This window comes from Egibacteraceae bacterium (assembly GCA_040905805.1).
Lineage (GTDB): Bacteria > Actinomycetota > Nitriliruptoria > Euzebyales > Egibacteraceae > DATLGH01.
Genome location: JBBDQS010000107.1, coordinates 1 through 17698 on the forward strand (window position 1 = coordinate 1; position 17698 = coordinate 17698).

20 protein-coding genes are annotated in these 17698 nt (G+C 72.8%); 9 read left to right on the forward strand and 11 right to left on the reverse strand.

Going from position 1 to position 17698, the window contains the following annotated elements; all coding sequences use genetic code 11:
- Together WD250_11840 and WD250_11845 are read right to left on the reverse strand one after the other, a co-directional pair.
- Nucleotides 1-1876 (reverse strand): DEAD/DEAH box helicase (locus WD250_11840; GenBank protein ID MEX2620897.1); only part of this gene is annotated, 1876 nt, incomplete at its 3' end.
- Between the two features lie 45 nt (nucleotides 1877-1921).
- Nucleotides 1922-2140 (reverse strand): hypothetical protein, encoded by a 219-nt coding sequence (locus tag WD250_11845; protein ID MEX2620898.1) that lies wholly within the window; start codon nucleotides 2138-2140, stop codon nucleotides 1922-1924.
- 126 nt (nucleotides 2141-2266) lie between these two features.
- Between WD250_11845 and WD250_11850 the strand changes: the two genes are divergently transcribed.
- From WD250_11850 to WD250_11860, 3 genes are read left to right on the forward strand one after another with little or no spacing between them, the layout of a single operon-like run.
- Complete coding sequence (locus WD250_11850; GenBank protein ID MEX2620899.1) at nucleotides 2267-2662, forward strand: hypothetical protein; 396 nt, start codon at nucleotides 2267-2269, stop codon at nucleotides 2660-2662.
- Nucleotides 2659-3420 (forward strand): RNA polymerase sigma factor SigF, encoded by a 762-nt coding sequence (locus WD250_11855; protein MEX2620900.1) that lies wholly within the window; start codon nucleotides 2659-2661, stop codon nucleotides 3418-3420. Before WD250_11850 ends, WD250_11855 begins: the two co-directional genes overlap by 4 nt.
- Nucleotides 3421-3424: 4 nt before the next feature.
- Nucleotides 3425-4519, forward strand: coding sequence for a sulfite oxidase (locus WD250_11860; GenBank protein MEX2620901.1), 1095 nt, complete (start codon nucleotides 3425-3427; stop codon nucleotides 4517-4519).
- On the opposite strand, the gene WD250_11865 is transcribed toward WD250_11860, so the two are convergent.
- The gene (locus WD250_11865; protein ID MEX2620902.1) at nucleotides 4503-5213 is read right to left on the reverse strand and encodes a glycerophosphodiester phosphodiesterase; all 711 of its coding nucleotides are present in this window, start codon (nucleotides 5211-5213) and stop codon (nucleotides 4503-4505) included. The genes WD250_11860 and WD250_11865 overlap by 17 nt on opposite strands.
- A 300-nt stretch (nucleotides 5214-5513) precedes the next feature.
- On the opposite strand from WD250_11865, the gene WD250_11870 reads away from it, so the two are divergent.
- Nucleotides 5514-5765 (forward strand): WhiB family transcriptional regulator, encoded by a 252-nt coding sequence (locus WD250_11870; protein MEX2620903.1) that lies wholly within the window; start codon nucleotides 5514-5516, stop codon nucleotides 5763-5765.
- Between the two features lie 6 nt (nucleotides 5766-5771).
- On the opposite strand, the gene WD250_11875 is transcribed toward WD250_11870, so the two are convergent.
- The 3 genes from WD250_11875 to WD250_11885 form a co-directional block, all read right to left on the reverse strand.
- Nucleotides 5772-7223, reverse strand: a complete 1452-nt coding sequence (locus WD250_11875) for a sensor histidine kinase (protein ID MEX2620904.1) — start codon at nucleotides 7221-7223, stop codon at nucleotides 5772-5774.
- A gap of 85 nt (nucleotides 7224-7308) precedes the next feature.
- Nucleotides 7309-9336 carry an S-layer homology domain-containing protein gene (locus WD250_11880; protein ID MEX2620905.1) on the reverse strand — a complete coding sequence of 676 codons (2028 nt, stop codon included), beginning with the start codon at nucleotides 9334-9336 and terminating at the stop codon, nucleotides 7309-7311.
- Nucleotides 9337-9506: 170 nt separating this feature from the next.
- On the reverse strand, nucleotides 9507-9791 hold the full coding sequence (locus tag WD250_11885; protein MEX2620906.1) for a sigma factor-like helix-turn-helix DNA-binding protein: 285 nt from the start codon (nucleotides 9789-9791) through the stop codon (nucleotides 9507-9509).
- Nucleotides 9792-9857: 66 nt separating this feature from the next.
- Here WD250_11885 and WD250_11890 point away from each other — a divergent pair, with 66 nt between their 5' ends.
- Complete coding sequence (locus WD250_11890) at nucleotides 9858-10433, forward strand: DUF5317 family protein (protein ID MEX2620907.1); 576 nt, start codon at nucleotides 9858-9860, stop codon at nucleotides 10431-10433.
- On the opposite strand, the gene WD250_11895 is transcribed toward WD250_11890, so the two are convergent.
- From WD250_11895 to WD250_11905, 3 genes are read right to left on the reverse strand one after another with little or no spacing between them, the layout of a single operon-like run.
- Nucleotides 10430-11368 carry an NAD-dependent epimerase/dehydratase family protein gene (locus tag WD250_11895; GenBank protein MEX2620908.1) on the reverse strand — a complete coding sequence of 313 codons (939 nt, stop codon included), beginning with the start codon at nucleotides 11366-11368 and terminating at the stop codon, nucleotides 10430-10432. The two genes, WD250_11890 and WD250_11895, sit on opposite strands and share 4 nt — an antisense overlap.
- A gap of 33 nt (nucleotides 11369-11401) precedes the next feature.
- The gene (rsrA, locus tag WD250_11900) at nucleotides 11402-11629 is read right to left on the reverse strand and encodes a mycothiol system anti-sigma-R factor (protein MEX2620909.1); all 228 of its coding nucleotides are present in this window, start codon (nucleotides 11627-11629) and stop codon (nucleotides 11402-11404) included.
- Complete coding sequence (locus WD250_11905; protein ID MEX2620910.1) at nucleotides 11626-12243, reverse strand: sigma-70 family RNA polymerase sigma factor; 618 nt, start codon at nucleotides 12241-12243, stop codon at nucleotides 11626-11628. Before WD250_11905 ends, rsrA begins: the two co-directional genes overlap by 4 nt.
- Before the next feature lie 142 nt (nucleotides 12244-12385).
- Between WD250_11905 and WD250_11910 the strand changes: the two genes are divergently transcribed.
- The 4 genes from WD250_11910 to WD250_11925 are packed head-to-tail and all read left to right on the forward strand — an operon-like array spanning nucleotide 12386 to nucleotide 16024.
- Nucleotides 12386-13327 carry a hypothetical protein gene (locus WD250_11910; GenBank protein MEX2620911.1) on the forward strand — a complete coding sequence of 314 codons (942 nt, stop codon included), beginning with the start codon at nucleotides 12386-12388 and terminating at the stop codon, nucleotides 13325-13327.
- Entirely contained in the window at nucleotides 13324-13857 is a 534-nt protein-coding gene (locus WD250_11915; GenBank protein MEX2620912.1) for an Rv3235 family protein, read from the forward strand. The genes WD250_11910 and WD250_11915 overlap by 4 nt, the downstream gene beginning before the upstream one ends.
- Before the next feature lie 12 nt (nucleotides 13858-13869).
- The gene (locus WD250_11920) at nucleotides 13870-15057 is read left to right on the forward strand and encodes a peptidoglycan DD-metalloendopeptidase family protein (GenBank protein ID MEX2620913.1); all 1188 of its coding nucleotides are present in this window, start codon (nucleotides 13870-13872) and stop codon (nucleotides 15055-15057) included.
- 10 nt (nucleotides 15058-15067) lie between these two features.
- Nucleotides 15068-16024, forward strand: coding sequence for an NUDIX hydrolase (locus WD250_11925; GenBank protein ID MEX2620914.1), 957 nt, complete (start codon nucleotides 15068-15070; stop codon nucleotides 16022-16024).
- A 16-nt stretch (nucleotides 16025-16040) separates the two neighbouring features.
- Here WD250_11925 and WD250_11930 read toward each other — a convergent pair whose 3' ends face one another.
- Together WD250_11930 and WD250_11935 are read right to left on the reverse strand one after the other, a co-directional pair.
- Nucleotides 16041-16349 (reverse strand): PGPGW domain-containing protein, encoded by a 309-nt coding sequence (locus tag WD250_11930; protein MEX2620915.1) that lies wholly within the window; start codon nucleotides 16347-16349, stop codon nucleotides 16041-16043.
- Between the two features lie 816 nt (nucleotides 16350-17165).
- The gene (locus tag WD250_11935) at nucleotides 17166-17381 is read right to left on the reverse strand and encodes an amphi-Trp domain-containing protein (protein MEX2620916.1); all 216 of its coding nucleotides are present in this window, start codon (nucleotides 17379-17381) and stop codon (nucleotides 17166-17168) included.
- Nucleotides 17382-17698: the final 317 nt, after the last annotated feature.

Sequence of the window (17698 nt, forward strand, 5' to 3'; positions counted from 1 at the left end):
GGGGGGGCGCGTCGCCGTGCCAGAAGGGCAGTTTGCCCGGCTCCCCGGGAGCGGGCGTGACCAGGACCTGGTCGCGGGTGATGTCGGTGATGCGCCAGGTCGTCGAGCCGAGGACGATGGTCTCGCCGGGCCGGGTCTCGTAGACCATCTCCTCGTCGAGCTCGCCGACCCGTCGTGATCCCCGCCCCCCGGCGGCCGCTGCGCGGCCACCCTCACCCCGGCCGCCGCGGCCCGCGCCATCCCCCTCGATGAACACCCCGTAGAGACCCCGGTCGGGGATGGTGCCCCCCGAGGTCACCGCCAGGTGCTGGGCGCCCCGGCGGCCGGTGACGCGGTCGGCGCCGCGGTCCCAGTTCAGGCGCGGGCGCAGCTCGGCGAAGTCGGCGGAGGGGTAGCGCCCGGAGAGCATGTCCAAGACGCCGTCGAGCTGGCCGCGCGACAGGTCGGCGAAGCTCGCGGCGCCGCGGACGACCCCCAGCAGCGCACCGACCCCCCAGGTGTCCATGGCCGCCATGGCCACGACCTGCTGGGCGAGCACGTCCAGGGGGTTGCGGGGGTAGCGGGTCTCCTCGATGTCGCCGTCGTGCATGCGCCGCACGACCACCGCGGTCTCGACCAGGTCGCCGCGGTGCGTCGGGAATACCTTGCCGACGCTCGGCGCGCCGACGTGGTGGCCGGCCCGCCCGATGCGCTGCAGTCCTCGGGACACGCTGCCGGGCGACTCGACCTGCACGACCAGGTCGACCGCCCCCATGTCGATGCCCAGCTCCAGCGACGAGGTCGCCACCACGCAGCGCAGCGTCCCCGACTTGAGCGCCGACTCGATGTCCACGCGCTGCTCCCGCGCGATCGACCCGTGGTGGGCGCGCGCCACGACGAGCTCCGGCTCGTCCTCGGCCCGCTCGGCGTTGGCGAGCTCGTTCAGCCGGGTGCACAGGCGCTCGGCCAGGCGCCGGGAGTTGGCGAACACGATCGTGGAGCGGTGGGCGAGGATCAGCTCGAGGATGCGCGGCTGGGCCGCCGGCCAGATCGAGCGCCGCGACTCGCCCGCGGCGGCGGGGCCGGTCGCGGGCTCCTCGAGGATCTCCCCGAGCCTGCTCATGTCCTTGACCGGGACGACGATCTCGACGTCCAGGACCTTGCGGGCGCCCGGGTCGACGATACGGACCGGCCGGGGCCGCCAGGCGCCGTCCGCGTCGATGCGCCCACCGCCGAGGAACCGGGCGACCTCCTCCAACGGCCGCTGGGTCGCCGACAGCCCGATGCGCTGCAGCGTCCGGCCGGCCGCCCCCTCGAGTCGCTCAAGCGACAGCGCCAGGTGCGCGCCGCGCTTGGTGCCCGCGACGGCGTGGACCTCGTCGACGATCACGGTCTCGACGTCGGCGAGGGTGGCCCGCGCCTGCGAGGTGAGCAGGAGGAACAGCGACTCGGGGGTCGTGATGAGGATGTCGGGCGGCGTGCGGACCAGGCGACGGCGCTCGTCGGCGGGCGTGTCACCAGAGCGGATGCCGACGTCGACCGGGGGTACGGGCCAGCCCAGGTGCTCGGCGGCGCGGCGGATGCCGGCCAGGGGCGCCCGCAGGTTGCGGTCGACGTCGTAGGCGAGGGCCTTCAACGGCGAGACGTACAGCACGCGGGTGCCCCGCGCCGCGGGCACCGCACCCGACCCCGACGGGGCGGCGAACAGCCCGTCCAACGCCGACAGGAACGCCGCGAGCGTCTTGCCCGACCCCGTCGGGGCGCTGACCAGGACGCTCTCACCGGCCCGGGTGGCCTCCCATGCCTGGACCTGTGCGGGCGTGGGCGCGGCGAACGCGGAGGAGAACCACGCCCGGGTCGGTGCCGAGAACCGCGCGAGCGCCTCGTCTGGCGACATGCCGGCCAGGATAGGCCGGGTCAGCGACCAGGCGCCCGCGCCGCCTCAGCCCGCCGCGGGTCCAAGGCCCTCCGGAGGGGTGGTCTGCCCGCCGATGTCCAGCCCCATGTCGAGCAGCTGGGTCGCGAGATCGGACAGCTGCCAGGCGGCGGCCTCAGCCTCCGCGGCTGTCGCCTCCCTCGACATGGCCAGCAGGCGGTCGCTGAGCTCCTGCAGCCGCTCGGCGGCGAGCCCCCGGTAGTAGGTGTCGAGGTTGATGTCCATGGGCAGAGGGTGCCCAGACGACGCGGGACCCTAACCGTGGTTGGCGGGTGGCTGCTCGACTAGAGTGAGCGTTCGTGCCGACGGGTGAGCGGCGGGAGATGCGGACGACGACAGACGGGCGTGGACGTGAGGCTTGAAACGGTGATGGTCAAGGTGCCGCCGACGCCCGACCACCTTGCGCTGCTGCGCACGGTCGTCGGGGGCTTCGCCGGCCGCGACGACTTCACGCTCGACCAGGTCGACGATCTGCGGATGGCCGTCGAGGAGGGCGCGGTGCAGCTGCTGCGTCACGTGGACGACGACGTCATCACCCTGGAGGTGCACTCCACCGATGCGGGCCTCGAGCTGCGCCTGTACGCCACGGTTGCCACCAGCGAGCCCGTGATCGACGAGGCGTCGTTCTCCTGCACCATCCTGCAAGCGCTCACCGACGACCTGCGGATCGAGATGCAGCAGGACCACGCCACGATCGTGATGGCCAAGCACCGCCTCAACGTGGCGAGCGAGCCACCCCACTCATGAGCACGTACGGCAGAGAAGACACCAAGCGCCTCTTCGCTGAGCTCCAGCGCACGGGCGATCAGACCTATCGGGAGCACCTCGCACGCCTGCACCTGCCGCTGGTCGAATACCTCGCCAAGCGGTTCAAGGACCGCGGCGAGCCCCTCGACGACCTCGTCCAGGTCGGCAGCGTCGGGTTGCTGAAGGCCATCGACCGCTTCGACCTGGACCGCGGGGTCGAGTTCTCCACCTATGCCACCCCGACGATCGTCGGCGAGCTCAAGCGCTACTTCCGCGACAAGGGCTGGGCGATCCGGGTGCCGCGGCGGCTGCAGGAGCTGTCCCTGCGCCTCAACAAGGTCATCGCGCAGCTCACCCAGGACCTCGGGCGCTCCCCCACGATCGCCGAGATCGCCGAGATGGCGGGGGTCGACGAGGACGCGGTGCTCGAGGCGCTGGAGAGCGGCCAGGCGTACTCGACCACGTCCCTCGACGCGCCGACGGGCGACGACCACGACGCTCCGCTGCGGGGCGACCGCATCGGCGAGGTGGACCTGCGCCTCGAGAACCTCGAGTACTTCGCGTCCCTGGCCCCCCTGATCGAGGAGCTGTCCGAGCGCGAGCGCACCATCCTGTACCTGCGCTTCTTCAAGGGGATGACGCAGTCGAAGATCGCCGAGCAGATCGGCATCAGCCAGATGCACGTCTCCCGCCTGCTGACCCGTATCCTCGAGTTCCTCCGCGAGGGTATGGAAGGCGACGGCGAAGACGATCGGTAGGCAGGTGGGCGACAGCGCGAACACCCCGGAGCACCCCGGCGAGCTCGTCACCCGGGAGGAGCTGGCGCTCGCGGCCCGCAACCATGGCATGCCGCTGGAGCTGCTGCGTCACCCCGTGACACCCATCGGGGCCCACTACCTGCTGACCCACTTCGACGTCCCGTTCATCGACCCCGTGTCATGGCGCCTCACGGTCGGCGGGCAGGTCGCCCGGCCGCTGGTACTGGACCTCGACGACGTGCGCGACCGCCCCGCCGTCACCCGCCGGGTGACCCTCGAGTGCGCCGGCAACGGCCGTGCGCGCCTGACCCCTCGGCGCCTGAGCCAGCCCTGGCTCTGGGAGGCTGTCGGCACCGGCGAGTGGACCGGTACCCCGCTGCGTGGGGTGCTTGCCGAGGCCGGTCTGGACGACGCCGCGCTGGAGGTGGTGTTCACCGGTGCGGACCGCGGCGTCCAGGACGGCATCGCGCACGCCTACGAGCGCAGTCTGCGGACCGACGACGCCCTGGCCGACGAGGTGCTGCTCGTCTACGCCCTGAACGGTCAGCCGCTGCCTCCCCAGCACGGGGCACCGCTGCGTCTGCTGGTCCCCGGGTGGTACGGCATGGCCAGCGTGAAGTGGCTGGAGCGCATCACCGCGGTGGACGCCCCCTTCGAGGGCTACCAGCAGGCGCACGCCTACCGCTACCGCTCGGATGCGGACCCGCGCGGCGTCCCGCTGTCGCGGATCGCACCCCGGGCGCTGATGGTGCCCCCGGGGGTGCCCGAGTTCTGGTCGCGCCGGCGTTTGCTCCCGGCCGGCACCCACGTCCTCGAGGGGCGAGCGTGGTCGGGGTGGGGCCCGATCACGTCGGTGACGGTCAGCGCCGACGGTGGGCGGTCGTGGCGCAGCGCCGCCGTGGAGGAGCGACCCGGGCCCGCCGCCTGGCACCGGTGGACGGCCAGCTGGGAGGCCGGCGAGCCCGGCGACTACGAGCTGTGCTGCCGCGCCGAGGACGCCGCGGGCAACATCCAGCCCCTGCAACCGCCCTGGAATCCTGACGGGTACGCCGTCAACGATGTGCACCGGGTGGCTGTGAGCGTCACCCCAACGCCCTGACCAACCCTCGGGGGTCGTTGGTGCACAGCGCGTCGACGCCAGCGCCGGCCAGCAGGGCCGCACCGTCCAGGTCATCAACGGTCCACACCAGCACCGTCATGCCCGCGGCGTGGGCCGCCTCCACGGCGGCGACGTCCAGCTCCGGGGTCTCCACGTGCGGGCAGTAGACCTGGGCGCCGACCTCGTGGGCGATGGCGACGCCCGCCATCGTCCGGAGCCCCGCCGTCGTGAGCAGTCCTGCAGGGACATCGGGCAGCTGCTCGCGGGACGCCTGGACGGTCGCGGGGTTGAACGACGAGGTCATGACCGGCCGCCGGCAGTCACGAAGGAGTGCCGCGACGAGCACCGTCAGGCCCTCGTCCGCGTCGTAGTCGGGCTCACCGGGCAGGTTCTTCAGCTCGACATCGACCCCGAGGCCGTCAGGCAGGCGGTCGAGCACGTCGGCGAAGGTCCAGACGCCCATGGCTTGCAGGGCGTCCGCCGCCACGTCCCGGACCGCCCGCCCGTCGGCGATCCAGGCGTCGTGGTGGACCACCACCACCCCGTCCGCGCTGGCGCGGGTGTCCAGCTCGACCCAGGCAGCGCCGGCCGCGGCCGCGGCCGCGAACGCCGCCGGGGTGTTCTCCGGAGCCTCGCCCGGTGCGCCGCGATGTCCCATGACGACCGGGCGCGGCAGGTCTCCGAACGGCTGCATCGGCGGACTGTACCGGGCCTGCGGGTGCCGAACCCTCGCTATCCGGACATACCTGAATTTCTGTCAATTCCACCAGAGGCCTTTACTCGGCCAGGAAGGCCCTATAGGGTGAATCTCTGATCGGTGCGCACCACCTTGTGAGAATCTTCACAAGGTCCCGGCGAACCCCCTCCGTCACCCCGCACCATGCGGTCCCTGCCACCTCGCCCGCACCTGGGTACCTGGCAGCGTCGCTGGTGCACGGCAGCCGAGCATGTGCCGAGACCACTGTGAACCGCTTGCGACACGAGGAGAAAACGAATGGACTGGCGTCAGCAGGCGGAATGCCTGGACAAGGACCCGGAGCTCTTCTTTCCCGTCGGCTCGACCGGCCTTGCGCTGGAGCAGACCGACGAGGCCAAGGAGGTCTGCCGCAGCTGCGCCGTCATCGAGGAGTGCCTGGAATGGGCCCTCACGTCCAACCAGGACGCCGGGGTGTGGGGCGGCATGAGTGAGGACGAGCGCCGGACGCTGCGGCGCAGCCGTCAGCGCCGCCGTCGGATCGCCAGCTAGCACGGCTTACGGCAGGGGCAGCACCAGCTCGACCGTCAGCCCTTCACCTTCACCCGTTCCCGGGGGGGACGTGAACGTGCCGCCCAGCTCGGTCTCGACCAGGGTCCGAGCGATCTGCAGCCCCAGGTTGGCGCGGTCGTCCAGGGACTCGCCCTCGGGCAGGCCCACACCGTCGTCCTCCAGCAGCACCCGCAAGGTCACCGGGCCCCGCTCGAAGGTGATGGTCACGGTGCCCCCGGTCACCGGGTAGCCGTGCTCGACCGAGTTCTGCAGCAGCTCGGTGAGCACGAGCGCAAGGGGCGTCGCCACCTCGGCCGGCAGGTCCCCCGGCGCACCGTGCGTCTCGAACGAGACCGGCACCTCGGGGTTGACCAGACCGTCGGCCAGCATGTCGATGATGCGCTGGGCGATCTTGTCGAAGCTGACCCGTTGGCGGGACTCCTGGCTCAGGGTCTCGTGCACCAGCGCGATCGAGGAGATGCGACGCACGCTCTCCGTCAGCGCTTCCCGCGCCTCCTCGGAGTGCAGGCGCCTGGCCTGCAGCCGGAGCAGCGACGCCACCGTCTGCAGGTTGTTCTTCACCCGATGGTGGATCTCGCGGATGGTGGCGTCCTTCACCCGCAACGCGCGCTCGTGCCGACGCAGCTCGGTCACCTCGAGGACGAGCAGGAGACCGCCCACCACCTGGCCCCCGTCGATCAGGGGCAGGAGACGACGCTTGATGATCGCCCCCTGCGCCTCGACCTCGGTCTCCACGGGCTCACCGTCCGCGAGACCATCGGTGAGCTCCTCGTGGCCGGGGTCGAAGTCCGCGATCGCGTACCCCATCACGTTCGGGAGGCTGCCCAGGCGGCGGTATGCGGAGATGGCGTTCGGGGAGGCGTACGTGACCACGCCTGCGCCGTTGACACGCATGATCCCGTCGCCCACCCGCGGTGACAGGTCGCGCTCCTCGGGGGCGTCGCTGCGGTACGGGTAGGTGCCGTCGGCGAGCATCTGGGCAAGCGCACCCGCCGACTGCAGGTAGGTGAGCTCCAGCTGCGACGGCGACCGCGCGGTCGAGACGTTGGCCTCCCGGGTGACCACCGCGACGACCTCGTCGTCGAAGCGCACGGGGATGGCCTCCTCGCGCACCGGGACCCCCGTGGACCAGTCGGGGTCCGCGTCGCGGATCACCCGAGCCTCCTGGAAGGCCCGGCCGACCATCGGCCGGTCGCTTGCGGGGAACGACTCGCCGACCAGATCCTCGTGGTAGATCGTCTGCGCCGTGTAGGGACGCATCTGCCCGGCGCACAGGTAGCGCGCGCCGGGCGGGCCGCTCTCGGGGACGAACAGCAACAGGTCGGCGAACGACAGGTCGGCCAGGATCTGCCAGTCGGCCAGCAGCAGCAGCAGGTGGTCGACCGCTTGGGGGTCGAGCCCGGACCGCTCCGCAAGGAGCTCCTCCGGCAGGGACACCGCTACCGGCTGTCGACGAAGGTCGGTGTCTGGGTGGTCGGCACCGCGCCATTCCAGCACATGACGGCCGCGCGCGTGGCCGGCGTCACGGGGCCGCCCGCAGCGCCCGGTCGATCAAGGAGGCGATCTGGTCCCGCCGGATCGGCCGGGCGGGCAGGTAGAGGCCGCTGCCGTCACCCCGCGTCACGTCGTGGTCGGCGAGGCTGTTGATCGCCTGTTCGTGCACGTTGCCGGCCACGTCGGAGAAGTGGCTGGTGCCGCTGGCGCTGAAATCCAGCCCCTGGTAGAGGAACGTCGCCATCTGGTCGCGACGGACCTCGCGGTCGGGGTAGAACCTGCCGGCGTCGCCCTTGACGATCCCGTGCTCGTACAGTGCGTGGATGCCATCGGCGTGGGTGTGGCTTGCCGGGACGTCGGTGAAGTGCCCGCTGTCCTGTGCCGTCAGCTCGAGGGCGCGGGCGGTCATGGTGGCCATCTGCCCACGGGTGACCCGCCCGCTCGGGCAGAACTGCCCGTCCGCGCACCCGTTGACCACGCCACGTTCGTGCAGGCGCAGGATGGCCTCGCGGTGCACCGAGTCGCCGAGGTCGCAGAACGCGTCCTCGCAAGGTTCCACGAGCTCGACGGTGGTCGTGGCGGTGCGCCGGCCGTCGCTGGAGACCGCGACGGTGTGCGCGCCGCCGCCCAGGTCCGATCCCCCGGACCACCGCGCGCTGACCGCGGTGCCGGACCCCGACGCGGTGTGCACCACCCGGTCGTCGGGATCGGTCACGGTCACCGCCCAGTCCCCACCGGGCCGCAGGCCGGCCGAGAGGCCCACCTCGGCCGCCAGCCGGCCGCTGCGCACGTCGACCGTCGAGGGGCTCGCGGCCGGGGCGAGGATCACCCCGCCCGCCTGGTCCTGCAGCTCGGCCACCGCCGTGCGGTACCCGCTGAGCTGGCTTGAGATGCGGTCGCCCGGGCAGGCCGTCTGTCCCACGTCGCTATGGCCGACCAGCGTGGGTCGCGTGGTGTCGTTCATGTCGACGCTGGCTTCGACGTCGATGGCGTGGACGTCGAACTTCCAGGCCAGGACCGCGAGCAGGGACGCCTGCGCCGCGGAGGGCAGCGTGCCCGCGCCGCCCGAGACGCCCGCACACGCGCGCGTGTCGAAGCACCCCATCACCGACACGCCAAAGGTGCCGGTGTTCCAGCCGCCGGAATGCGCGCCGATGACGGCCGATTCGAGCCCACCCTTGCGACCCTCGTACACCGTGCCGAACCGGTCGATCAGCAGGTTGTAGCCGATGTCGTCCCACCCGTTGCTGACCGTGTGGTACCGGTAGATGGCCCGGACGACACCGGGGGCCTCCGCCTTCGTGTAGGTGTTCGGCGTGGCGGTGTGGTGGACCACACCCATCCGCGCCCGTGAGGCGTATCGGGGGTCGCCCTTGCGCAGGGACTCGTCCGCACCCCACTCCTGCCGGGTCACGATGTCGGGCTGCCCGGGCGCGGCGGCAGCCGGCGCAGGGTCCGGGCGCCACGCCGCCCGGAACGCGTCGCCGGCCCGCTCCATCCACGACCGCGACAGGCCCAGCGAGTCGATCAGGTCCACCCCGACGTCCTCGGTCCTGCCGTTCAGCACGCGCAGCTGCAACCAGGTCGCCTCCCCGACCCAGTACCCGGCGCTACGGCGGCCGGCCTCGGCGGCGGCCGCGGCCTCCTCGGTGCCGGGATCGGGACCGTCGGTCTCACCCAGGCCTGGCGCCCATTGCCACGCCGACCACTGCTCGCCGTCGGCGGAGGTGCGGAAGCCCACCTCGGCGTCATCGGGGATCTCGAAGCCGACCATGGTGAACGGCATCGGCGTCCGCACCGCGCGGGAACGCAGGGCTGCCGCACCGGCGACGCCTTCGGCGTGCCCGCCGACGGACGCCTGGCTGACGCCGTCGTCGCGGTGCCGGAGCGCCCGGAGGCGGTCTCGGACGTCGGCGGCATCCTCGCCCGCGGGCACGCCGTCCATCCGCTCCCCCACCGTGGGCGAGACGACCTCCCCGCCCGCGGCGGGTACCCCCAGACCGCTCAGGAGGAGCCCAAAGGCAAGGACCACGACGACAGCGGAACGGGCGACCACGCGGACTCCAGCAAGCCGGCCGGAGACTGACGGACCCGCCACGGCGACGGGGCGCAGACCCCGACACCCGCAGGACCACTCTGCCCAAGGCCGGCAAAGAGGGGTTCGTTACTGCAGAGGCGTAGGATAGCGTCTTGCGTCTGGAGTGACGAAAAGCGGCCGCAGCGAGATCACCTGCCCAGGAAGCGCTCCAGGCCCTTGATCGGTCCCACCTCCCGGATCCGGGAGAACGCACGAGCTTCGATCTTCTTCACCTCGCCGATGGTCAGGCCCAGGGTGGCGGCCACCTCGCCGGGCTTGGCCGGCGTGCCGTCCGACAAACCCATCCGCAGCTCGAGGACCCGCCGCTCGATGTCGGGCAGGCGCCGCAGGACACCAGACAGCTTGCCCCGCAGATCACGCAGGGCGGCATCCTCGTCATGGCGCCCAGAGGCGCGAGTGGGTCGGTCAGTCACGATGCCCACATGCTACCGGGTCCGCAGGGGCCCACATGGCCCCCACCACCGTCCGCGCATGCGACCATGGACGGCATGGTCCTCGTGCTCGCCACCGTGCTCTGCGCGGTCCTGATCGGCTACGCGCGCGGCGGCCGGCTGGCCAACCTGGGGTACGTGCACCTCCGGCAGGGCTGGCTCGTGCTGGCCTCCGTGGTCGCCCAGGTCGTGCTGGCCGCCGTGAGCATGGCCGGCGGTCCGACCGCCGCGATGGCCCCGCCCATGCTGCTGGTCAGCCACGTCGCCCTCCTGGCCTTCGTGGTCTGCAACCGCATCCTGCCCGGCATGCTGCTCGTGTTCGCGGGCTTTGCGATGAACGCCGCGGTCATCACCGCCAACGGGGCGATGCCGGTCGCCCGGGACGCGCTGCTGGCGGTCTCCCGCGGGGAGGCGACCACGATCACCCCTGGCAAGCACCGCCTGCTGGCCGAGGGCGACCTGCTCACCCCGCTGGCTGACATCTTCGCGATCCCGGTGCTGCGCACGGTCGTCAGCGCCGGCGACGTCGTGCTCGCCGCCGGTGTGGCGATCCTCGTCGTGAACCTGATGGCCGTGCGCTCACGACCGCGCGGGGAGCGCGCCCAGAGCGAGCAGGCCGCCTAGCGCATCCAGTCGAGGGTGGCGCCGAGCCCCTCGCGCAGCGTCGTCCACGGCTTCCACCCCAGCTCTGCACCGGCCCGACGGGCGTCGAGCGCGATCTGGCGGAGCTCACCGGTGCGCTCGGGGGCGTGTTCGGCCCGGGCGGCGTACCCGGTCAGGTCGGCCAGCTCCGCGAACAGCGCGTTGACCGACGTGGGCTCGCCGGTGCCGATGTTGCACCGCAGCCCGTCGCCCCGATCCATCGCCAGCACGAAGGCGTGGACGACGTCGTCGACGAACACGAAGTCGCGGGTCTGCTCGCCGTCGCCGTAGATGGTGACCGGCTGCTCGGCGAGCATGCGCCCACCGAAGATCGAGACCACGCCCGCCTCGCCCCCCGGATCCTGGCGCGGTCCGAAGACGTTCGCCAGCGCCAGCGACGTCCACCGCAGCCCGTACATGGCCTCGTAGGCGTGCAGGTACTCCTCCACCCCCCGCTTGCTGGCGCCGTAGGGCGAGTGCGGATGGCCGGGGTAGGCCTCGTCGATCGGCAGCTCGTCAGCGGTCGGCTCCCCGTAGATGCAGCCACCCGAGGTGGTGAGGACCACCTTCTCCACGTCGTTGCGCCGGCAGGCTTCGAGCAACGCCACGGTGCCGATCACGTTGACCATCGCGTCGTGGACCGGGTCGACGACGCTCTGGCGCACGTCGATCTGCGCCGCGAGGTGCAGGACGATCTGCGGGCGTGCCCGGGCCACGGCTGGTTCCAGGGCGGTGGAGGTGATGTCGAGGCGGGAGAAGCGCAGTGGCAGGTCGGGGTCGCGGCGAGCCTGCGCCAGGTTGTGCAGGTACCCGGTCGACAAGTTGTCGAGGACGGTCACCTCGTGGCCGTCGGCGAGCAGGCGGTCGACGAGGTTGGAGCCGATGAACCCGGCACCCCCGGTGACGAGCACGCGCATGGTCGAGCGCCTTCCTGCGGAAAGCCCGGCCGGTCAGCGGGCGGTCAAGTTGTCGATGACCCGATCGAGCAGGCCCGACGGCGCTGCATCCTTGCACTTCGACGCGATCAGGGCCCGCAGCTCGCGCTGGAAGTCCGCGCGGTCCACGCACGGGGGGCACTCCCCCAGGTGACGACGCACGGCCTCCTCGAGGTCGTCACCGCACTCGCCGTCGAGGAACACGTCGAGCTCCGCCAGCACCTCACGGCAGGATTCGTTCATGTCGACGGTTCCTCCGGGTCGGGGTGGTCCTGGGGGCCGAGCAGGCCCCGGTCGCGGGCGTAGCTGTACAACGCCTTGTGGAGCCTGGCTCTTCCCCGATGCAGCCGGCTCATCACGGTCCCGACCGGCGTCCCCATGATCTCGGCGATCTCGGCGTAGCGGAAGCCCTCCACGTCGGCCAGGTACACCGCCATGCGGAAGGTGTCGGGCAGCTCCGCCAGGGCGGCCTTGACCTCGTCGTCGGTCAGCCGCGAGAGGACCTCGATCTCCGCCGGGGCGTGCGGGGCACCCGCGATCCGGTCGTACAGGGAGAAGTCACGGTCCTCGGCGGCGTCGGCTGACACCTCGGTGGGGCGGCGCTGGCGACGTCGGTAGCTGTTGATGTAGGTGTTGCCGAGGATGCGGTACAGCCAGGCCTTGAGGTTCGTGCCGGGCTCGAACTGGTGGAACTTCTCGTAGGCCTTGGCGTAGGTCTCCTGCACGAGGTCCTCCGCGTCGGCCGGGTTGCGGGTGTACCGCAGCGCCGCGGAGTACAGGGCGTCGAGGTACGGCAGGGCGTCACGGGTGAAGAACGCGTGTCGCTCGGTCTCGGTCAGCTCCTGCCGAGTCGCCATGGGTGCCCTCTCCAGCGGTGTCGCCCCTCAGTCTACGCGGCGATCGAAGGTCGGCAGACTGGTGTACAAAGGTGTTGCTCCTTCTCACTCCTTGTCATATAACGAGTCTCTTCACTGGGCAAGGCTGCGGACGGAGCACCCGATGACCGACAACCCCCTCGCCGACTGGCTCCGGGCGCGGCAGGCCGCGCTGGGTGGGGCCGAGGACGCCGAGCGCGCCGACGACGCGACGGCCACCGTGGATGCCGTGACGCCCCGGTGGCCGGACGCAGCTGCGGGAGCCGAGGCGCCGGGGGGACCGGGCACCGTCCGCTGGGACCGGCCTCCCCGGGAGGGCGGGTCCCACACGCCGCGGCGCCGGCGCCTCCTGCTGATCGCCGCCCTGCCGTGGACCGTGGCCGTGCTGCTCGGTGGCCTCGCGCTGGTCACCGGTGGGAGCGATCCCGACGAGGTCGCCGCCGCCGATCAGGACGCGACCGGTCCGCCCGCCCCGGGGGCTGCGGGTCAGCCACCCCAGCCCGCCGGCCCCGTCGACCTCGCGCTCGGCGCGGCGGCGGTGGTGGCCGTGCGCCTGGCCGTGACCACCGCGGGCGACCCACCAGACGGGCAGGAGCGGCGCTACGTCGACCTGGCCGTCCCCGAATCGGTGTCCTGGGCCGGCGACCTGGCCCTGGTGACCATCCGGGCGGTGGTGATGGAGGGCCCGTCCGACCGTTGGCGGTCGGTCCGACCGGCACGCTTCGCCGTCCCGGTCGGGCTGATCGACGGCGACGCCGTCGTCCTCGACGAGCCGTGGGCACTGCCCGTGGCGGAGCACCCGGCGACCGACCCCGGGTGGACGGCTGCGGACACCGACCCCGGACCACTCGCCGGGGCCGCGGCGGCCGCCGGGTACGCCGACGTCGAGGTGCTGGAGGTGGACGCGCACCCCGACCGCCCCGCGCTGCTGCGGGCCCGCATCCGGGCCAGGGCGCCCGCCGAGCACCACCCCCGGACCCACCAGCTGTGGTTGCGGGCAGACCCGGAGCCCGCGGTGCTCGGCCTCGAGCCCCGCTCGACCCACGACGACGGGAGACGGCCATGACCGCACGTGCCCCCAGGGATCCGGCTCGGCCGCCCCCACGGCCCCGCGCGGGCGCAGGCGCCGGTCCGTGCGGTCCCGCAGGACGCCGCCCGGGGCCTCGGCGGCCGCCCGAGCGCGATGCGGGCGCCGAACAGCTGCACCGCCTGGCCGCAGGGTTCGTGCAGGCGTTCCTGGAGGTGGAGTGCGGCCTGCGGCCGCGAGACCAGCTGATACCCGTCCTGTGCCCGCTGCTCGCTGACCGCCTGTTCCCGGTCTGGGTGCGTCAGGGCGCACTCGGTCGCGTCGTGCGCATCTACGGGGTCCGGGTCACCCCCCGCCGCTACGAGGCGGTCGTGCTCGTCCGCCGCGGCCCGCGGGTCGGGGCGCTGGTCGTCGCGCTGGCCCGCAGCGACCGCGGGTGGCGCGTCGTGGATGCGGCGCGTTGCGAGGATGCCGCCACCGCGACCAGGCCCGTTCGGCCGCCGCGGGCCCCAGCGCCGATCGGCGGGCCGGAGGCCCGCATACTGGCCGCTGGGCCTCCAGCCCGCTAGGGTGAGTGGCGCATGCACGCACACCCCCCCGCGTGGCGCGTCAGACCGGCCCATCTCACAGCCCCCATGACGTGGGGTGCGGTGGCGGTGGTCGGGCTGCTCGTTGCCGCGCTAGTCGTCTGGCCGGCCTCCACCCCGGCCCACGCCGGCGACCCCCGGATCGAACGCGCGCAGGAACAGCGCCGGCAGGCCCAGCAGCACCTGGACGGGGTCCTCCAGCACCTGCGCGCCGTCGAGGCCGAGGTTGCCCGGGCCGAAGCGGAACTGGCCGGCCTGACCAGCAAGACCGACGCCCACCGGGAGGACGCACGGCAGGCCACCGCCGCCGTGGCGCACCTCGCCCAGACCTCCTACCGCTACGGCAGCGCCGACCCCACCTTGGCCCTGCTGGCCAGCGACTCCCCCGATCAGGCGATGGAGCACGCCCGTCTGCTCGGCGTCGTCGCGCGACAGGGCCGAGAGGGCTACGAGGCGGCCTCCGCCGCGCGGATCCGCACCCAGGTCGCCGCCGAGGAGGCCGACCGGGTCGCGGCGACGCTCGCCGCCAGCCGCGACGAGCTGGAACGGACCAGACGAGAGGCGGCCGGCCTCGTGGCCACCGCCCAGCGCGAGGAGGAGGAGGCGCGCACGGTCGTGGCCGCCGAGCAGGCGGCGGCAGCGCGCGCCCGGGCCGCACGCGAGGCCGCTGCCGCTGCCGCTTCGCGCCCCGCCCGGGGCGGGTCCTCCTCGAGCGCCCCCGCCGACGGCCCCGTCGACGCCCCCGCAAGCGCGCCGGCCAGCGCCGCCGCACCGGTGGCCGGCGGCGTGGCCTGCCCGGTCGGCCGGCCGCACAGCTACAGCGACACATGGGGGGCGGCTCGCTCCGGCGGCCGTGCCCACAAGGGCACCGACATCCTCGCCGCCCGGGGCATCCCCATCTACGCGTACGAGAGCGGGGTGGTCTCGCGCCTGAACTCCAACCGGCTCGGCGGGATCTCGCTGTACCTGCAGGGCAACAGCGGCAACCGGTACTACTACACGCACCTCCAGGGCTACGTCGCCGGGCTGTCTGCCGGGCAGCAGGTCAGCGCCGGCCAGCAGATCGCCATCAACGGTGACACCGGCAACGCCCGGGGCATCCCCCATCTGCACTTCGAGGTCTTCCCCGGCGGCGGCGGCAACGCCAATCCCTACCCGTACGTGCGCCGAGCCTGCGGATAGCCGTGCAGGGATGAGCCCGGAGCTCGTGGCCGTCGCCGTCGAGCGCCTGGCGGGGATCCGAGCCGTGACGCCGTCGACGGCCACGGCGCGCACGCTGACCGACGCCGGCCTGCGGGTCGACCCCGTCGCGCTGACCGACCTGGGCGCGGCGTCGGCCCCGGCCGTGGTGCTGCTCGACGACGAGCTCGCCCGCGCCGGCGAGCACGCCGAGGGTCTCCTCGCGCAGGCGGCCCAGGTGCTGGTCCGCGGGGGCCTGGTGGTGGCAGGGGCCCGCGGCACCGTCCACGCCGCCGTGACCGGACGCGGGAGGGATCCCGGGCGCACCTTCACCGCTGTCGAGCTGTCCCGCGCGCTCGGCCATCACGGCTTCGCCGTCGAGCTGCTGTGCGCACCCGGTGCCGGGCGGGCGCTCGCGGGGACCGCTGCCGCCTACGAGCCGGACACTGACCGCCAGCCGGGCCTGCTCGACGCCGCTCCCCACGTGGTGGCGGCCGGTCGCCGCTATCCCGACGACGCCGCCCGCAGCGCCGCGTTCTTCTCCAGCCTTCCGCGCAAGGTCGTCGCTGCCGCGACCCTCTGCCACGACGCGCAGGGCCGGCTCCTGTGCGTCCACGACAGCTTCAAGCGCCACTGGACCATCCCCGGTGGGGTCGTGGACGCTGACGAGGACCCCCGCACCGGTGCGGAACGCGAGACCTGGGAGGAGGCGGGGTTGCGGGTCCGGGGCGGCGACCTCCTCGGCGTCTTCGCCGCCTCGTGGCCCGACCGGCTGATCCTCATCTACGCCGCGACGGCCCTCGACGACACCACGCAACGCCTCATCCCGCGCCACAGCCACGAGATCGACGACGTCGCCTGGCTGCCCCACGACGAGGCTCTGGCGCGCCTCGCCCCGCACAAGGCGGACCAGGTCCGCCGCTGCCTCGACACCCCCGGGGGCACCTGGCGCCAGGGACCGGTCGGCTAGCCCGCGTCAGGCGGCGTCAGGCGGCGTCAGGCGGCTTGGTCTCGGTGCGTCGCGTGAGCGACCGACCGATGCGCGAGCGCCGCGCCCCGCGGCCGGCTGAACGCGCTTTGGCGTGCAGGAATCGCTGCGCGCGCCAGGCCCACACGAACTCCGTGGCCAGGATGGCGAACCCCAGCACGACCACGAGCAGGCCCGGCCCCGGCAGCACGAGCAGGAGCAGGCCGAGCACCACCACGGTGAAGCCGAGCAGCGTCACCACCATGCGGCGCGCGTCCCAGCGACGGTTCGCGAGCTTGGCGCGGATGCGGTCGGTGTCGTCAGTCATCGTGCCCAGACTATCCCCCGGAGAGGGCCGCAGGGATCCTCCATGTTGGGGTGGGTAGCCCGGCGCAGCAGCGGGGAGACTGCTCTCCTCAGGGAAGGAGCCAGCACCATGCGCACCGCAGGCATCGGACGGGTCATGAAGAAGGTGGGAGGGATGCTCGACGGCACTGGCCGGGGCTCGCAACCGGCCGGCAGGCGCTCGGCCAGGCCCCGGGCTCGTAGCCGAACCCCGGGGACCGGGGGGGGCGGCGGGGCCGGCGGGGCCGGCGGACTCGGCCAACTGGGGCGGATGGCAAAGAGGTTCCTGCGCTGAAGCTGAGCAAGCTGTCGCATGATGAGGCTTCGCTGTCTGGTGTGGGATGCGAGGTATTCGGGGTCGCGTCGTGACGGTCGTCTGCAGGCTGGTCGCCGCAGCAGTCGACCGCTCTGCCGTTGTGCGCTCTGGCTGCGGTGGCGCGGTGCGCGCCAGCGCGGACACGTCGCCGTGCCGACTCACGCCAACGCGGACACTTCCCCGAACACAACGGGCAAAACGTACGCCTTTTTATACCTATCTATACGGGTATACACCTTTCAGGGAACGGCGAAGTGTCCGCGTTACGCACACCCACGCCGGCAAAGTGTCCGCGCTGCGCCCGCTACACGCCGCCCACGGGTCCGTGCGACTCCGACGGGTCCACACGGGCGGCACCCCGGGCGGCCAGGGCGCCACGACGTGCTCCCCGTCCGCCAGCAGGCGCGTGCGCATGCATTGTCGGCCCGTCGGCCCATTCTGCGACAGCCTGTGATGTGAGGCTCGGCGATGGTCGGCGACCCACTACCAGGTGATCTCGACCTCGATCTCGCTCTCCTCGCCGACCTCGATCTCGAGCTTGAGCTCGACCTCGTCGGGCACCGCGACCGAGATCTCCCGACCGTCACGGGTGAACGTGATCTCGTTGTGCCGGGCGAGTTCGTCAGCCAGGTCGCGCAACCGCTGTGCGGCAGCCTCCCGCGTCATGCGCTCCGAACTGGTGTGCTCGATCAGGGCCATCTGCCGCTCCTCGTCTCCGAAGGGTGTCGGCGCAGCCTAGCCACCCGCGAGACCGGTCACCGGGAAAGTTGCGGGGCCCACCGGGCTGTCCTGCTGGGCGAGCACGAAGGCGTGCTCGGGCGGCAGCCCGGCCGTCGTCAGGGTGAGACTCGACGTAGCCTCCGGCCGCTTGGCCCCCGAACGGCCCGACCTTCCCCTGATCGATCATCATGATGATGCCCTCCTTCGTCGTCCATCCGATGTCTGAGATCGTGGGCGCTACGCCTGGAGCGGGGGGGGGGGGGGGGGGGGGGGGGGGGGGGGGGGGGGGGGGGGGG

Bases quoted from the DNA above. Each gene is read 5' to 3' on its own strand.
- WD250_11845 (MEX2620898.1), bottom strand. From the start codon at position 2,140: ATGGACATCAACCTCGACACCTACTACCGGGGGCTCGCCGCCGAGCGG.
- WD250_11855 (MEX2620900.1), top strand. From the start codon at position 2,659: ATGAGCACGTACGGCAGAGAAGACACCAAGCGCCTCTTCGCTGAGCTC.
- WD250_11865 (MEX2620902.1), bottom strand. From the start codon at position 5,213: ATGCAGCCGTTCGGAGACCTGCCGCGCCCGGTCGTCATGGGACATCGC.
- WD250_11870 (MEX2620903.1), top strand. From the start codon at position 5,514: ATGGACTGGCGTCAGCAGGCGGAATGCCTGGACAAGGACCCGGAGCTC.
- WD250_11890 (MEX2620907.1), top strand. From the start codon at position 9,858: ATGGACGGCATGGTCCTCGTGCTCGCCACCGTGCTCTGCGCGGTCCTG.
- WD250_11895 (MEX2620908.1), bottom strand. From the start codon at position 11,368: ATGCGCGTGCTCGTCACCGGGGGTGCCGGGTTCATCGGCTCCAACCTC.
- rsrA (MEX2620909.1), bottom strand. From the start codon at position 11,629: ATGAACGAATCCTGCCGTGAGGTGCTGGCGGAGCTCGACGTGTTCCTC.
- WD250_11905 (MEX2620910.1), bottom strand. From the start codon at position 12,243: ATGGCGACTCGGCAGGAGCTGACCGAGACCGAGCGACACGCGTTCTTC.
- WD250_11910 (MEX2620911.1), top strand. From the start codon at position 12,386: ATGACCGACAACCCCCTCGCCGACTGGCTCCGGGCGCGGCAGGCCGCG.
- WD250_11915 (MEX2620912.1), top strand. From the start codon at position 13,324: ATGACCGCACGTGCCCCCAGGGATCCGGCTCGGCCGCCCCCACGGCCC.
- WD250_11920 (MEX2620913.1), top strand. From the start codon at position 13,870: ATGCACGCACACCCCCCCGCGTGGCGCGTCAGACCGGCCCATCTCACA.
- WD250_11925 (MEX2620914.1), top strand. From the start codon at position 15,068: ATGAGCCCGGAGCTCGTGGCCGTCGCCGTCGAGCGCCTGGCGGGGATC.
- WD250_11930 (MEX2620915.1), bottom strand. From the start codon at position 16,349: ATGACTGACGACACCGACCGCATCCGCGCCAAGCTCGCGAACCGTCGC.
- WD250_11935 (MEX2620916.1), bottom strand. From the start codon at position 17,381: ATGGCCCTGATCGAGCACACCAGTTCGGAGCGCATGACGCGGGAGGCT.